At 66.3% G+C, this 13,966-nt stretch carries 19 protein-coding genes; 3 read left to right on the forward strand and 16 right to left on the reverse strand.

Features of this window, described 5'->3' with window-relative positions; genetic code table 11:
• Position 1 precedes the first annotated feature (1 nt).
• The 7 genes from RWQ91_RS06285 to RWQ91_RS06315 all read right to left on the reverse strand — a co-directional run bounded on the left by RWQ91_RS06285 (position 2) and on the right by RWQ91_RS06315 (position 3,805).
• Complete coding sequence (locus tag RWQ91_RS06285) at positions 2-391, reverse strand: DUF4436 family protein (RefSeq protein WP_314503705.1); 390 nt, start codon at positions 389-391, stop codon at positions 2-4.
• A 19-nt stretch (positions 392-410) separates the two neighbouring features.
• Positions 411-686, reverse strand: a complete 276-nt coding sequence (locus tag RWQ91_RS06290; RefSeq protein ID WP_314503707.1) for a hypothetical protein — start codon at positions 684-686, stop codon at positions 411-413.
• A gap of 27 nt (positions 687-713) precedes the next feature.
• Complete coding sequence (locus RWQ91_RS06295) at positions 714-1,070, reverse strand: PRC-barrel domain containing protein (protein ID WP_314503709.1); 357 nt, start codon at positions 1,068-1,070, stop codon at positions 714-716.
• Entirely contained in the window at positions 1,057-1,473 is a 417-nt protein-coding gene (locus RWQ91_RS06300) for a hypothetical protein (RefSeq protein WP_314503711.1), read from the reverse strand. Before RWQ91_RS06300 ends, RWQ91_RS06295 begins: the two co-directional genes overlap by 14 nt.
• A complete protein-coding gene (locus tag RWQ91_RS06305; RefSeq protein ID WP_314503713.1) occupies positions 1,470-2,702 on the reverse strand; it encodes a divalent metal cation transporter in 1,233 nt (410 codons plus the stop codon). The genes RWQ91_RS06300 and RWQ91_RS06305 overlap by 4 nt, the downstream gene beginning before the upstream one ends.
• Positions 2,699-3,121: a hypothetical protein gene (locus tag RWQ91_RS06310; protein ID WP_314503715.1), complete on the reverse strand. Its 423-nt coding sequence runs from the start codon at positions 3,119-3,121 to the stop codon at positions 2,699-2,701. The genes RWQ91_RS06305 and RWQ91_RS06310 overlap by 4 nt, the downstream gene beginning before the upstream one ends.
• A gap of 141 nt (positions 3,122-3,262) precedes the next feature.
• Entirely contained in the window at positions 3,263-3,805 is a 543-nt protein-coding gene (locus RWQ91_RS06315) for a class I SAM-dependent methyltransferase (RefSeq protein WP_314504348.1), read from the reverse strand.
• A 149-nt stretch (positions 3,806-3,954) separates the two neighbouring features.
• Between RWQ91_RS06315 and RWQ91_RS06320 the strand changes: the two genes are divergently transcribed.
• Positions 3,955-4,461: an ATP-binding protein gene (locus RWQ91_RS06320; protein ID WP_314503718.1), complete on the forward strand. Its 507-nt coding sequence runs from the start codon at positions 3,955-3,957 to the stop codon at positions 4,459-4,461.
• A gap of 48 nt (positions 4,462-4,509) precedes the next feature.
• On the opposite strand, the gene RWQ91_RS06325 is transcribed toward RWQ91_RS06320, so the two are convergent.
• The 6 genes from RWQ91_RS06325 to RWQ91_RS06350 all read right to left on the reverse strand — a co-directional run bounded on the left by RWQ91_RS06325 (position 4,510) and on the right by RWQ91_RS06350 (position 8,773).
• A complete protein-coding gene (locus RWQ91_RS06325; protein ID WP_314503721.1) occupies positions 4,510-4,863 on the reverse strand; it encodes a hypothetical protein in 354 nt (117 codons plus the stop codon).
• 17 nt (positions 4,864-4,880) lie between these two features.
• A complete protein-coding gene (locus RWQ91_RS06330; protein ID WP_314503724.1) occupies positions 4,881-5,459 on the reverse strand; it encodes a VanZ family protein in 579 nt (192 codons plus the stop codon).
• A 150-nt stretch (positions 5,460-5,609) separates the two neighbouring features.
• Positions 5,610-6,200 (reverse strand): GNAT family N-acetyltransferase, encoded by a 591-nt coding sequence (locus RWQ91_RS06335; protein ID WP_314503727.1) that lies wholly within the window; start codon positions 6,198-6,200, stop codon positions 5,610-5,612.
• 112 nt (positions 6,201-6,312) lie between these two features.
• The gene (locus RWQ91_RS06340; RefSeq protein ID WP_314503730.1) at positions 6,313-7,056 is read right to left on the reverse strand and encodes a nitroreductase family deazaflavin-dependent oxidoreductase; all 744 of its coding nucleotides are present in this window, start codon (positions 7,054-7,056) and stop codon (positions 6,313-6,315) included.
• Positions 7,057-7,094: 38 nt separating this feature from the next.
• Complete coding sequence (locus RWQ91_RS06345) at positions 7,095-8,321, reverse strand: MFS transporter (protein WP_314503732.1); 1,227 nt, start codon at positions 8,319-8,321, stop codon at positions 7,095-7,097.
• 35 nt (positions 8,322-8,356) lie between these two features.
• Positions 8,357-8,773: a nuclear transport factor 2 family protein gene (locus RWQ91_RS06350; protein WP_314503735.1), complete on the reverse strand. Its 417-nt coding sequence runs from the start codon at positions 8,771-8,773 to the stop codon at positions 8,357-8,359.
• A gap of 125 nt (positions 8,774-8,898) precedes the next feature.
• On the opposite strand from RWQ91_RS06350, the gene RWQ91_RS06355 reads away from it, so the two are divergent.
• Together RWQ91_RS06355 and RWQ91_RS06360 are read left to right on the forward strand one after the other, a co-directional pair.
• Positions 8,899-10,200 carry a nucleotide disphospho-sugar-binding domain-containing protein gene (locus RWQ91_RS06355; RefSeq protein WP_314503738.1) on the forward strand — a complete coding sequence of 434 codons (1,302 nt, stop codon included), beginning with the start codon at positions 8,899-8,901 and terminating at the stop codon, positions 10,198-10,200.
• 106 nt (positions 10,201-10,306) lie between these two features.
• Positions 10,307-12,460, forward strand: coding sequence for a hypothetical protein (locus RWQ91_RS06360; protein WP_314503740.1), 2,154 nt, complete (start codon positions 10,307-10,309; stop codon positions 12,458-12,460).
• 37 nt (positions 12,461-12,497) lie between these two features.
• On the opposite strand, the gene RWQ91_RS06365 is transcribed toward RWQ91_RS06360, so the two are convergent.
• The 3 genes from RWQ91_RS06365 to RWQ91_RS06375 all read right to left on the reverse strand — a co-directional run bounded on the left by RWQ91_RS06365 (position 12,498) and on the right by RWQ91_RS06375 (position 13,943).
• A complete protein-coding gene (locus RWQ91_RS06365) occupies positions 12,498-12,989 on the reverse strand; it encodes a DUF2087 domain-containing protein (RefSeq protein WP_314503742.1) in 492 nt (163 codons plus the stop codon).
• A gap of 61 nt (positions 12,990-13,050) precedes the next feature.
• Positions 13,051-13,581, reverse strand: coding sequence for a putative immunity protein (locus RWQ91_RS06370; RefSeq protein ID WP_314504350.1), 531 nt, complete (start codon positions 13,579-13,581; stop codon positions 13,051-13,053).
• Complete coding sequence (locus RWQ91_RS06375; RefSeq protein WP_314503744.1) at positions 13,581-13,943, reverse strand: VOC family protein; 363 nt, start codon at positions 13,941-13,943, stop codon at positions 13,581-13,583. Before RWQ91_RS06375 ends, RWQ91_RS06370 begins: the two co-directional genes overlap by 1 nt.
• Positions 13,944-13,966 lie beyond the last annotated feature (23 nt).

The following is a 13,966-nucleotide window of genomic DNA, read 5'->3' on the forward strand; positions in this document are numbered from 1 at the left end:
GCTAGCTCGCCTTCGAAGGGATTCGCTCAGGCGGCTCGTCGAGGGGTTTCTCCCACGCTAGGTCGAGCTCTCGTGCGGTCGCGCGGCGACCCCAGCGGTTCCACGCGAGGATGTAGATGGTCAGCCCGGCGATGAGCCCGACGATCACCCACAGCACCACGAGATAGTCGATCCACGATCCGACCGGCGGTGCGCCGGGCAGGAAGGCTCGCAGGGGAATGACGGCGAAGAGCATCGCGCCGATCCAGCTCGTGAGGGTGGGTTCCACTTTCCGGCGGCCGGTGTAGGCGCTGATGGCTACGAACAGCACGAGTATCGGGGTCACCGCCATCAGCCCGAGCAGCACGATCCCGAATGCGACGGTGCTTGCGGAGCGAGTCGCCGTGATCACGACCGATGGCAGCGTCACATCACCTCGAGCAGTATCCGTCGGAGGAGAGAAGACTCTTCGAGGGAACCAGCGTCATCTGGAATTCCAGCCGCTGGTTGGCTGCGTTCACCGCCGCGGGCTGAAGCTCCACGGTGACCGGATCATCGCCCGCGATGACCGTCTCGCACCCGATGCTCGACTGCCGCAGGCCTCCCGCGTAGAGCAGCACCACCGTCCCGTACAGCGATACCGCCACGAGAGCAGCGATCAGAACCGGCCACCGGCGACGCAGCGGACGACGGCGTTCGTCGGTCATCCGCCGAGCCTAGCGAGTCGACCGCGTTCACTCCGCAGCGTCGGGTATCGGCATCCGGGTGTCGAGGGGAATCGTGGGCGGCTGGACACCGAGCACCACGGCATCCCGATCGACTCGGGCGACGCAGTCCCAGGGGACGATTCGCGAGCCCCGATGGAACCAGCGGATGATCTTCGCGATCGCCGCCGGCCCTGTGACCCTGCCCCGCTCGTATCCGTACGTCGACTGGCGGGTATGCGGGCTCACCAGAAGGGCGATCAGCTCGAGGTCGCCCTCTCGGCGACCGCGTCGGGCCGTACGGCGGAATCGTACGTCGACGATGAACCCCAGCCGTGAGCCGTCAGGCGCAGTCACCGGCAGGTCGAGCAAGTCACTCAGGAGCATGGCGACCCCCGGGAATCTTGGCGATGATGCGGTCGCGGAACCACCGCTCCAGCCAGGTCGCGTCCAGATCGTCACCGTGGGTGCCCAGTTCGATGACGATCCCCAGCCGCGTGACGTCGTCCCACGGGATCCGGTCCCACCGAGAACGAGGGATGCTCCCGCCGAAGAGGCGCGTGATCACGGCGGCCCCGACCAGCAGCGCTGAGACGCGCGGTGGCGCATCATGGTCGATCGCCTGACCGAACTCGACTCCGGTCAGCTCGACGTCATCCACCGTGCTGACCGGAACGCCGTCGACGTCGATCATCTGCCGGTCCAGGAGGTGAAGACGGGCATCGACGCCGCGCCCACCGGGGTCGCGATACCACTCCAGCGGATGCTGCGGCTCTCTCGCACGGCTCATGCGGACCCCATTCCAGATGCGATGAGCAGCGGAATGGCCGCAACCGCCGCGACGATGATGATGACGAGGAAGGCCACACCGAGACCGTTGCGGAGCCGCCCGTTCACCTCGTCGCCCATGTAACCCGGGTCGTTGGCGACGAGGAGGATCGGAAAGTAGGTCAGGGGCAGAGCGACCGCCGAGAAGACGACGGAAAGCTCTGTGACCTGGATCGGATCCACGCCGGTGGCGAGGATGCCGCCGCCGATCAGCAGGCAGACGATCATGGCGATGTGGAACCGGGCAGCTTGGACGGGCCGGCGGAATTTGCCCCAGCTCCACCCGAAGAACTGGGCCAGCGTGTACCCAGAAGACAGGGTGGTCTCCAGCGCCGCTCCGAAGGTGGCTGCGAGGATGCCGACGATCACGAATGCGAGCGCCAGCTGTCCTCCCGCCTGGGCGACGGGAAGCACCACCTGAGACAGCGTGGTCACTTCGATCGCCTGAGGAAGCAGGACGACAGCGGCGCAGCCGGCGATCGCCAGCGACAGCAGGCCCCCGAGCGGGAACCCGATGAACACGTTCGCCCGCTCGGTGGCCAGATCGCTCTTCTTCCATTTCTCCTCGACGGCACCGGAGGAGAAGAAGAAGACCTCGTAGGGGGTCATCGCAGCGCCGAACAGGGCGACGGCGAAGAACCAATAGGAGAGGGGACTGCTGGATGCCGCCACCCAAGGCTGCACGGCGGGCGATACCAGTTGCCCCCAGTCGGGCTTGAGCAGGAACAGCGCGACGACGAAGACGAGCAGGGTCAGGCCGAGCAGGCCCGCGACGTTCTCCATGATCGAGAACTTCGTGCGCCAGATCACGATCCACACAGCGAAGATGGCCACCGGGATCCACATGCCCGGGCCGACTCCGGCGGCGAGCTGGAGCGCGAGAGCCACACCGCCGATCTCAGCCGTCAGCGTCAGCAGATTGATCAGGAAAGACGCCGAGAGGTTGGCCAGCCCGGCGCGAGGGCCGAGGCGTTCACGGATGATCTCGAAGGTTGCGCGGCCGCTGACCGCTGCGACCCGGCCCGCCATATCGGCGTAGAGGCAGATGCCGGCGACACCGAGCAGCACAACCCACGCCAACCCCAGGCCGAACTTCGACCCGACGACGGCGTTCGTGACCAGATCGCCGATGTCGACGAATCCGCCGATCGCGGTGAGGATACCGAGCGCGACGGCGAAGATCTTCTTCACCCGGCATCCTCCAGCTTCGCCAATTCGGTCCCCTGAACATGCAGCTGATCCAGCGCGGTGGAGGTGTCGCCCTGCTGTGCCAGGGTCAGCGACTCGAGGGCGGTGCGGGCGGAAACGAGGGCCGCTGCGCGGTAGCGTTCGTCGGCCTCGTCGGAGGGGACTGTCAGCTCCAGCGTTGTGATCGAAGCGGCCATCTCCTGCGCCATGTCCGAGAGCAGCGTGGCGAGGGTGCCGGGCAGGATGCGGTCATCCTCGTCCAGCGTCAGGCCGAGCTCGGCGGAACGGCTGGAGCTGACCAGATCGCCGACGGTGGCAACCAGAGCGGGGTCGGGCGCATCCTCGGAGGACGAACAGCCACTCAGCATCCCCACCGAGAGGGCGAGAATGGCACCGCCGCGGGCCCATGAGCGCCCGTTCACCGAAACCGCCGCGGCGAAACCGGACCGACGTGCTCCCCACCGGCATCCATGCGTGGCACCTCGCCTTCACGTCACATCTTGCGCCTCTTCGGCCATGTCATGTTCACATCGACACGCGGGAACTCATCCCGGGGGATCCACTCAGCCGGGCTTGTTCCAGGTCAGCGCGTACCTCCACATCGGGAACTGCTGCCAACGAGCTCCGGGGAGAACCTTTCCGGCGCTTTCGCGGACCTCGCGATAAGAGTGCGGTGGGGGCCACACGGTCGGTGCCGAGTGCGCCCAGACAGTCCTCGTGCGCGCGTACCACTGGTGCTGGACTGCGCCCACGACGCCGGTGAGATGATCACGGAGGGATGTGGATCGAGCCAAGCCGACCACCACCAGGACGCCCCCCGGTGCGGTGAGATCCGCCAGGCGTGTGATTGCCGCAGACAGGTCGGGCAGGTGGTGGAGGGTGGCGACCGACGCAACGACATCGAATGTGCGACCCAGCTCCATGCTCATCACGTCCCCGCAGATCCAGATGATCCCGCTGTACTCCGCCGCCGCTCTCGCCAGTACGCCGGCATCGATGTCGACGGCGGTGACGTCGTCGATCGCGTCACGCAGATCGGCTGCGAGCAGGCCGTCGCCGGTTCCCACGTCCAGGGCAGAAGTGGCGCCGGCAGGAATCGCATCCATCACCACCCGATGGAAATGGATGTTGTGATTCCAACGGGGCTCGCGACGCGCCTGCACGTAAGCATCATCCCCGATGGTCAAGAATCGTGTGCGAAGCGCAAGGCATGCTTTCGAGGGCTTTCCTCGTTCTTCGCCACCCCGGAGGGCAGATGACCGCGACCAAGAGCATGATCCACCGGCCGCTGCTCGCGCTCTTGTGCGGGCTGCCTGGTTCCGGAAAGACCACTACGGCGCGCCGGCGAGCACGGGAGACCGGCGCGATTCGTTTCAGCACCGACGAGTGGATGGCAGATCTCGGCGTCGACTTCTTCGATCCGATACGCGTCAACCTCCAGCGCCGGCTCGACCAGCTGTGGAAGGAGCTGCTCGAACACCGGCAGAACGTCATCCTCGAGGACGGAACCTGGAGGCGAGAAGAGCGCGATGAGATTCGCAGGATCGCTGTCGTCCTCGGTGCTACCACCGAGTTCCACTACTTCGATATCCCCCTGGAGGAACTGTCGCGACGGCTTGAGGCTCGTAACTCTGCGGCGCCATACGGAGCGGCTCCCATAACGAGCGAAGTGCTGAACGAATCCCGTCGAAGACTCGAGATCCCCGATGCGAGCGAGCTCGCCCTGTTCGATCGAGTCATCCTCCACAGCTCGCCAGCGTGACCGGCCTGCCGCGGACCGGTCCTCCGGGCGGCGAGCCGCGATCAGAAGTCAGCCGTCCACACGGCGCAGGCGGTCATCGGGCACGGGGAAAGGGAGGGAGAAGTAGATCTGCGGCGATCTCATGTCGCCCCAATCCTCCCTCTTGACTCGGACCGACTTCGGTGACACTTCTGCGATGCGGATCCGCAGCCACGTTCCGTCGTTCTGTTGCAGCTCGTACGGCTCCGCAAGGTAGCCCAGACCGAGCTCATCGAGAGTCTCCTCTGCGGTCGACCAGTCCACGACCCCCGTCCGCCGTCGGCCCAGCAAGTCGATGACAACGAAGCCCTCACCGACAGGCTCCATCCACCCCACTCGTTCGCCGTCGGCCGATCGCCGATGCTCGATCCAGTCGCTGCGCACTCACCGAGACTAGCGATCTACCCCTGTGAGTTTCGGTGCTGCACGATCACGTCGCGCTGCGGACCGTAGTGCAAAGGGGACGCCACGAACGCGATCACGGCAACAAGAGCGAGGGCGGTGATGATCACGCAGGTCCGCGCCACGGTGACCGGGGCGCGGGCCCCGAGGCGGCGGCGTACACCGGCGAAGATTCCGTATCCGACGAGGCCGCCCGCGGTGTTCACGATGAGGTCGGTGGTGTCGAAGCTCCCTGTCGAGATCAGATGTTGAGTGGTCTCGAGGATGATGCTCGTGCCGAGGAAGATCCCGGCCGGCTTCCACCAGGCCCACGTCGGTGCAAGGGCCCCCATGAAGAGTCCGTACGGGGCGAAGATCACCAGGTTGATCACCACTTCGGCGGGGGCGCTGGCGCCCGCGTCGCCGCTCGACAGGAACGGCACCAACTTGAGTGGTCGCGACAGTGCTGCGGCCTCGCCGATCCACGGCGCTTCGAGCTTCCACAGCACGATCCACGCCAGCAGTACGAGATAGACGACGAACGCCAGAATCACCACCGGGCTGCGGCGCGCGCCAGGCTGGTTGATCGCAGAGGTCACAATGTATCCTCTCGCTGGAAGCCGGCGATCGGTGAACTCCTGGAGACCCGCACCTTCGACGGGCGAACCCTCGGGCTGACCTATCGTCCGACCGCCCGAAGGCCAGCATCGGAAAGGTAGGAGTGGTCGCCGCGCTCAGCGCGGGCTCGGTCACACTGAGGGAGTCACTCCATCGGTGTCGGCCTGTACTGACTCCCATTGGTCTCTCGTGATGGCGTATTCGACGGCGCCGAGGTCGCTGCCGTCCCGATCGTCGTCGTCTTCGTAAAAGGTTCGGACGTACTGAAGTCCGGCGGAGGACATGGTTGCCCGCGACCGTTCGTTCACGGTCATGGTGAGGGCGAAAACGCGGTCCATGTCGAGGTCTTGGAAGGAGTGCCGCACCATCTCCCGGGCACCCTCGCTGGCCAGCCCCTTGCCCCAGTGTCGCCGCAGCAGCCGGTATCCCAGCTCAACCTGCCCCAGAAGGAGGGTTTCCTCTCCCCAGCCGGCGGGCTGCAGCAGCCACCAGCCGACGAACTCGTCTTCGACGAACCCGACCCAGAAGCCGAGCCCCGCCACGGGCTCTGCTGTCGCGAGCCGCAGTCCGTGAGCCTTCTCGACTTGGGCACGGGTGCGACCGTCGCCGCTCAAGTAGCGCATCACCTCCGGGTCGGAGTCCAGCTCCACCTCGAGTTCCAGATGCTCATCACCCAAGGGGATCAGTCGGATTCGATCAGTCTGCAACGTCGCCTGAGACACAGAGCAATACTGCACCACGTGAGGGGCGACGCCGCGGGGCCGCATCGGGGCGGGGGTGTCGCCGCATCGGACCGCGTCGGGAACGTCTCCCTCAGCGCTCTGCGCTCAGCGCTCAGCGCTCTGCGGACTGCGACGGAGGAGAGCGTCGGAGAATCAGGGCCGCCGGCATCCGATTGACGATCGGCCGGAACAATGGCCGGGCGAGGGCTGCGGCTGCGGCGGGATCGATGATGCGGGGCGAAGTCACCGACTGCCGGGCGCCCTTCCAGGTGAGGTCCGCGATCCCAGCCGCCACAGTGTTGCGTGCCCAATTGGTCTTCGGCCCCCAGGGCAGGCCGATCAGAACGAGGTTCGGATCGATGGTGGGGATGATTGCGACCGGCGTCTGATACTGCGTCCCGCTCTTGCGTCCGCGGTGGTGGATGAGGGCCCAGAGCGGGAACCCACGTCGCCCGGCCAGTGCGTTCGCGATCGGTTCCGTTGCCTTCACAAGACTCCGCGGGGCGCGAGAGCCACCCTTCGCTCGACGCTCCTGGCGGATACCTAAGAGACCTTTGCCTCCCGCCAGCACATCGCTGAAGTGATAGGAGATCACGATCGCCATCGTGACGGCACCCACGGCCGCTCCGGTGGCTTCGGCCGGGGAGCGAACGCCCCCACGCAGAAGCAGTGCGCCCGCGATTGCGTTTGCCGCGCTCCACGCGACATTGACCGGTGGAGAAGACATCCCGACTCCCGGAGGATTGCCGAAGGGGCTGGGGAACGGGCGACCCTGAACGCCGCTCACGCCATGCGGAACGGCGTTCACGAGCAGGGCTGCACCCGCTGCGCTCCGAACGACCGTCCTGATCGACACGCGCCCACACTACGACCAATCGCTGCGGATGTGACCTGCTATTTCTGGCGGTTCAGCTGCGGCCTGCGGGGCTCCGCGTCGACGATGCTGCGCCGCATACCGCGGGCTGCAATCGCCGTGCACAGCGCACACGCGACAGCAGTCGCCCCCAAGAGGATCCACATCGGCGCGAACGAGGTCAGAGCCGCAAGGGCCGCCGGGAGAACGAATCCCACATATGTCAGCGAGTAGTACACCGCCGTGATTCCCGCGAGATCCTTGGGTGTCGCCAGGGCTTGCGTGGCGGCGAGTCCGGAGACCATCGCGAGCCCGTAGCCCGCGCCGAAGACGGGCGCGGCGACAAGCACGATCCACACCTGGTGCGCGTAGGCGGCTGGAATCAGCAGAAGGGCACCGACGGTGATGAGGGATCCGCCCACCAACCCCATGCGGCCGCGCAGATACTTCGCGAGGTGGCCGGAGAAGAATTGCGTCACCCAGCCGACACCGAGAGTGATGATCATCACGAGGGTGGCGAAGCCGACGGCATAGCCGGAAATGCGATCGCTCACCAAGCTCGGACCCACGGCGAACGACAGAGCAGGCGCAGCGAACACCCACGGCGCGAGCGGGAGGATGACCCGGAGGAAAGTCGGCCGGGCCGGTCGCGGAATGCGCAGATCCCCGAGCAGCTTCTTCGCGTCGGGGTCGAACGGTCGGGTCTCGGATGCCCGCAGCAGCACGATCAGGGCGACCACGCACGCGACGATCTGTACGAGGTACGGCAGCACCGCGGGCCACGGACCGAATTGGGCGAGGGCGCCGCCGATCGCAGCTCCGCCCCCGAAGCCGATCGTGAGCATGCCCGCCGCGCGACGGGCACCCGCCGAGGAACGTCCCTCCGCGATCGAAAGCTCCTTGATCCAGGATGTGCCGACCACCATTCCGGCCGCGACGCTGAGGCCGCAGATGAATCGACCGAGGCAGAGCCCGGCGAAACTCGAGCTGGAACTCGCGAGGACGACACTGCCGAGGATGCCGAGAACCAGGCCCGCGATCAGCACCGGTCGCCGTCCGTACCGGTCCGACCAGGCTCCCGACAGGGCGAACCCGGGAACGAGACCGAGGACGTAGGTTCCGAGCAGGATGTCGACCTGCACCTGGGAGAAGCCCTCCACCTGCCGGTAGTGCTGCATCAACGGCAGGAAGTGGTTGCCGCCCCAGCCCAGGACGATGAGCGAGGGGGCGACGAGCAACCAGGATCGCGTGCGGGAGACGTCAGTCACGGGGCCTTCTTCGACAGCCGGCAGCCGAGGAGGACCTACTCATGCACGTCAGGTTCGTAGACCTTCCGGAACGCATCCTTGCGGGCGATCTTCCCGCCGCGGAACTCGAAGATGTCGCATCCGCGCGTGACTTGAGGTGTTCCGTCCGGTCCGGGTCCGGTGAAGGACCAGGTGCCCGCACCGCGGGATCCGAGGATGATAGGCCCCTCGTCCTCGTGCCGCTCCTGTCCCGCGTCATGCGCGAGCATGATCGCGAAGCCCTCCCGGACCTGCTCCTTCCCCGACCAGGTCCGGCCGGGCTCAGGACCCACAGACGCGCTGTAGACGCAGTCGTCGGTGACGTGGCTCATCAGCGCTTCCAGGTCGCGGCGGGCCCACGCATCACTGAACTCCGCCAGCACTTCGGGCGTCATCTCACTCGTGCTGTGTTCGGTCGAGAAGGAATCATTCATAGGTGAACTATGTCATCGGCTCGGCAAGATGATCAGAAAGTCTTGCCATGACCATCCGAAGTTGCCCGGCTTCTATTGGGTAGTGAGGTCGCGGGGGTGTGGTTGCGCACGGCATCCTGAGTTCCATGGCCCGCTTCCTGCTCTCGGCAATGCCGTTCACGGGGCACATCACCCCCATCCGCGCCGTGGCGAATGCGCTCGTCGCTCGCGGGCACGACGTTCGCATCTACTCGGGCGAGGCGTTCCGCACGGCCGTCGAGTCGACGGGCGCCCGGCTCGTGCCGTGGCATCGCGCTCCCGACTTCGATGAGAATGACCTCGCCGCGACGTTCCCGCGGCTCCGCGGCAGGAAGGGTCTGAGCCAGCTGCTCATCAACGTCGAAGATGTCTTCATCAACACCTCTCCCGCGCAGGTGCAGGATCTGCGGGACGAGTGGGTCCGGGAACCGTGGGATGCGATCGCCGGCGACGACGTCTCGATCGGCGCGGCGCTGTACGCCGAGCAGAACGGCGGCCCCTGGGCGACGATCTCGATCACCCCGCTGAATCTCGCCGGGACGCAGGGCCCTCCTGCCGGACTGGGCCTGTGGCCCGGGACGAACCCCTTCACCAGGGCGAGGGATGCCGCACTTCGCGCGGCGGGGCCGCTCATCGCCCGATCTCTGGTGAAGGCCATCGCGAGATCCGAGGAAGCGATCGGACTCCGCCCGCGAGGGTTGACCATGGAGCAGGTCACCTTCTCCCGACAGCTCATCGTTGCGAGCGGATGCTCGATGCTGGACTTTCAGCGCACCGACCGGCCCGGCTTCCTGCACTTCGTCGGCGAGCTCCGGATGCCTCCGCCGGCGTCGCAGACGCTGCCGGCATGGTGGAGCGAACTCGAAGGTCGACGAGTCGTACACGTCACGCAGGGGACCCAGAACATCGATCCCGCCGACCTCATCGTGCCCACGCTCGAGGCACTGTCCGACCGCGACGACCTGCTCGTGATCGTAGCGACGGGTGTCACCGGAGACGATGAGCTGCCCTTTCCCGTTCCCGCGAATACGCGGGTCGCAGGATTTCTGCCTTACGCGGAACTCCTTCCGTGGGTGGATGTCGCCGTGACGAACGGAGGATGGGGTGGGACGCTCGCCATGCTCGCGCACGACATCCCCCTCGTGATCGCTGGAGGGGACCTCGACAAGCCCGAGATCGCCTCCCGTGTCGCATGGGCCGGAGCGGCCGTCAATCTCAAGACCGGCACGCCAACGGCGGCTCAGGTCGCGGCCGGGCTCGACAGAGTCGCGACAGACACGTCATATCGGGATGCCGCATCCCGCGTCGGCGCACAACTGCGGTCACTCGGTGGAGCTGCTCGCGCCGCCGAATTGCTCGAGCAACTCGCTCAACCGGCGAACCAGTCGACCCGTCCGCCGGGCGACTGACGCCGCCCCACGGAAGACGCGTCCCTTCCCGCTGGGCGCTGCCAGCACTACGTTCAGCAGTGGGGGTTCCGCGCTCCGGTTCTGGCGGGACAGGAGAGGCGATCTCATGGTCCGCATGCGCGCGGTGCTGCGACTTGCAGCGTTACTGACGGTGTCCACGGTGACAATGGCGGTGGTCACAGTCGGGACGGCGGCCCCGGCTGCTGCCTTCTGTTCGTCCGAGGTCTTGATCAATTCGTGCGCTGCGGATGGCGACGGCCACGAGGGAATCACCTCGACGGGGTTGAGTTTCCTCAACAACGGTGCCCTTGACGAGATGAATGACGAGCACGCCTTCGTCGACACAACGGGACTGACCGAGGCAACCGATCACTTCGACAATTGCCGATTCCGTGAGACTGCGGCCGATAACATCAACCCGCAGTACTTCGACGACAGCACGGCCGGCGCCGGGGGAGTACTGGCCGAGTTCAATCCCGCCGATCCGGCACCCCTCGACGCGGCCGACGAGTTCGGCCAGCTGCTGCACGCCGCACAAGACTTCTACTCCCACTCCAACTGGGTAGAGCTGGGTCGCACGGACCTCTACGACTCGGGCGTGGCGGGATGGCGGGCGCCGAGTGACTTCTCTGTGCTGGTCGACGACATCGTGGTCGGTGAGGGTGAGGCGCTGCCTGCAGGGTGGTCGGCCAGCCCCAATGGGCTCGTCCCGTCGATCACGACGAACACCGGTACACCTCTGCGGGCGCTGGTAACGGGAATCAACGATCTCACCACCGACGACAACTGCCTCGACGGCATCACGATCAGTCACGGCGACCTCAATAAGGATCGCCCCGGCCGCACCGGTTACCCGGCCGCTCGGGCGCTCGCGGTGCAGCAGACGACCCACGAGTGGTGCCGGCTGCTGCACCTGCTCGACGACGAGTACGGCGACTCCGGCCCCAGTACGGCTTTCGGGCTGTGGGTGGCCAACGGCGCCAACCCCAACCCCGCCGGCACCCCGTGCGCACCGCCCTCAGGGACGACGCCCTCGGGCCCGATCGAGGTGACCGTTTCGGCGACGAAGATCGAAATCACGGAGGACGAGGACGATTTCAGCGACGCCGAGTCCAATCTTCGCTTGATCATGTGGACCGGCAACCTGCAGCGCACCGCCATCAGCCAGTCGCCGCGCATCGCCGACGTGGACGAGGATTACGTCGTCGCCGCCGGCAACCTGCCCGCGCCGGTGACCATGTGCGTTCAACCCGACGATGTGATCAACGTGGCCGTCGAGGGCTGGGACGACGATGACGACGGCGACAGCAGCGACGGCGTTCCCGGGGTATTCGACGACGACGGTGATGACGATGACGATGCCTATGCCGGCGTGAGCCGTTCCGTGGGCGCGGCTTCGGGGGCCAACGGCGCATCGCCGTCGGGCGAATCCGGCAACCTCAACGCCTCCTTCAAGGTCTCGGCGGTGGCCAGCGACACCGATGCCGACGGCCTGTCCGACTGCGAGGAGCGCGACGTTCACCACACGGACCCACTTGATGCGGATACCGATGATGACGGCCTCTCCGAGGGCAAAGAGGTCACCGTCCACCACACCGACCCGTTGGATGCCGATACCGATGATGATGGCCTCTCCGATGGCAATGAGGTCACCGTTCACCAGACGGACCCGTTGGATGCCGATACCGATGATGATGGCCTCTCCGATGGCAATGAGGTCACCGTTCACCAGACGGACCCATTGGATGCCGATACCGACGATGACGGCCTGTCGGATGGTGACGAGGTCAACGTTCACCACACGAACCCACTGGATGCTGATTCCGACGACGACGGCCTGCGGGACGGCGACGAAGTGAACGTCCACCACACGAACCCGCTTGATGCTGATTCCGACGACGACAAGCTGCTCGACGGGGTCGAGGTGCGCTACGGCACCGATCCGCTCGATCCTGACACCGATGGTGACGGTCTCATCGACGGCGAGGACGTGGAGTTCATCCAGCAGGCGGTCAACGCCATTCCCGTCGGCGCCTTCCGCGCGCCGGACCTGCGCACAGCATTCCTCGTCCAGCTCGACCTCATCGAGCGCACACCGAAGATCGGTCCGCCCTTCACGTCGCGCTCGCTCCTGCGCCAGCTCCGCCAGCGCGTCGACGGCTGCGGCACCAAAGCGGCCCGCGACGACTGGATCATCGCCTGCGGCCCCCAACAGGAGATCCGAGGCCTGCTCGACCTCCTGATAACCAATCGCGCCTAGGCCGCCGATCTCGGCGAACGGCCACTGGAGAAAGGAACTACGGGAGAGTGTATTGGGTGCCGTCAGCGCGACGTTCGACCAACTGGTGGTCGACGAGGTAGCGCCGCAGCGTCGCCACATCGTCGGCAAATTGCGCGAGACGGTTGTTGAGCTCGGCTTCTGTGACGACCTCGCCGGGCTGGAGTGAGCCGGCGATGACGTGTCGGAGGAGAGCAGCACGATCGCCGGGCTTTGCGGGGTAGCGATCTATCCGGCCCTCGGCCGTCAGAAATCGATCCACTCCGAGCCGCCGGACAGCTCGAGGTGCGGTTCGAAGAACTTCGGTGAAAGTCTCGCTCGCGACGTACCTGCCGCCTTGTTCTTCAATGAGGCCGCACTCCAGCAGGGAAAGAACCGCGTGGCGATGGCGTGAGGAACTGACAGCGGGCCCATTCTCCGTCTGGCCCAACACGATGGAGGCGTAGACCTGCCGCGTGACCGGGTTGGAAAGTGCGGCGAAGACGGGCCGCCATGCGGAGTCCTGACCCATTGGAGGCATCCTTTGACGTTATCCGCTCAGACCCATCCGGCGATTGCGCGGCGAGGCTCGATCACTTCAGACCCGCTTGGATTTCGCGGATGTTGGCGGCGAGGACGCCTCGACTGAGAAGACCGGGTCCGAGCGGACCGGTCGTGTCGTCACCGAGGAGCGGCAGTCGTCGCAGCGCTGCCTTTGCCTCCGGCGTCAGCCGGTTGAGCTGCCAGCGGAGCTCGTCGCGGGCTGCGTCGACCTGATCAGGTCTCGACAAGCCCGCCGCCTTTGCAGCGTATGCGGCGGCACCGAGGGCGTGGGCGCCCATGTGCGCCACGCCGGCGGCTTGCGCGGCTGCGCGCGCCGCCGCAATGGCCGCCGGTGTCGTAACTTCTCGCGCAGCGCGCCCCGCGATGAAGCGGCGAAGGATCTCACCCTCGGCGTCGAGCTCGCCACGCGCGAATGCCCGGCTGCGGGCGATCGCATCACGCGGCCGCGAGTCGGTCGGCGACTCAGACTCGAATATCCCGAGAACCCGTTCGGCACAGTCCGCCGCCCACCACGCGACGATCTGGCGATCGCTCTCGCTCAGCGTTTGTGGTGACGCCATCACGCGCCACGGGAAGTCGCTGTATCCGGCAGCGAGATGACTCCCAGCTCATTGCCGTCCGGGTCGAAGAAGACGGCCTTCCGGGTGCCCTCGTCATAACGCTCGATGTCGGCGGGGGTGATGCCTTCGCCTGCGGCATCTTCTAGGAAGGTGTCGAGGTCGTCGGCGGTGATCGCGACCAGCGCACCGCCGGCGACATCGCGGCCCGCCTTCACGTAGAGGAAGGCGGCGTCATCCAGTTGCCACACGGCTTCAGACTCCTCGGGACGGAACGAAACGTCTTGTCCGAGCAGCCGACGGTACCAATCGATGGCCGCGTCAAGGTCCGTGACCGGGATGCCGGCGAAGAGCTGGACTGTCATGCCGCGAGTGTAAAACTCAGGGC

The sequence above is a fragment of the uncultured Microbacterium sp. genome, assembly GCF_963524805.1.
Taxonomy (GTDB): Bacteria; Actinomycetota; Actinomycetes; order Actinomycetales; family Microbacteriaceae; genus Microbacterium.

Bases quoted from the DNA above. Each gene is read 5' to 3' on its own strand.
- RWQ91_RS06290 (WP_314503707.1), bottom strand. From the start codon at position 686: ATGACCGACGAACGCCGTCGTCCGCTGCGTCGCCGGTGGCCGGTTCTG.
- RWQ91_RS06295 (WP_314503709.1), bottom strand. From the start codon at position 1,070: ATGCTCCTGAGTGACTTGCTCGACCTGCCGGTGACTGCGCCTGACGGC.
- RWQ91_RS06300 (WP_314503711.1), bottom strand. From the start codon at position 1,473: ATGAGCCGTGCGAGAGAGCCGCAGCATCCGCTGGAGTGGTATCGCGAC.
- RWQ91_RS06315 (WP_314504348.1), bottom strand. From the start codon at position 3,805: ATGGATGCGATTCCTGCCGGCGCCACTTCTGCCCTGGACGTGGGAACC.
- RWQ91_RS06320 (WP_314503718.1), top strand. From the start codon at position 3,955: ATGACCGCGACCAAGAGCATGATCCACCGGCCGCTGCTCGCGCTCTTG.
- RWQ91_RS06350 (WP_314503735.1), bottom strand. From the start codon at position 8,773: ATGAATGATTCCTTCTCGACCGAACACAGCACGAGTGAGATGACGCCC.
- RWQ91_RS06355 (WP_314503738.1), top strand. From the start codon at position 8,899: ATGGCCCGCTTCCTGCTCTCGGCAATGCCGTTCACGGGGCACATCACC.
- RWQ91_RS06360 (WP_314503740.1), top strand. From the start codon at position 10,307: ATGGTCCGCATGCGCGCGGTGCTGCGACTTGCAGCGTTACTGACGGTG.
- RWQ91_RS06365 (WP_314503742.1), bottom strand. From the start codon at position 12,989: ATGGGTCAGGACTCCGCATGGCGGCCCGTCTTCGCCGCACTTTCCAAC.
- RWQ91_RS06370 (WP_314504350.1), bottom strand. From the start codon at position 13,581: ATGGCGTCACCACAAACGCTGAGCGAGAGCGATCGCCAGATCGTCGCG.
- RWQ91_RS06375 (WP_314503744.1), bottom strand. From the start codon at position 13,943: ATGACAGTCCAGCTCTTCGCCGGCATCCCGGTCACGGACCTTGACGCG.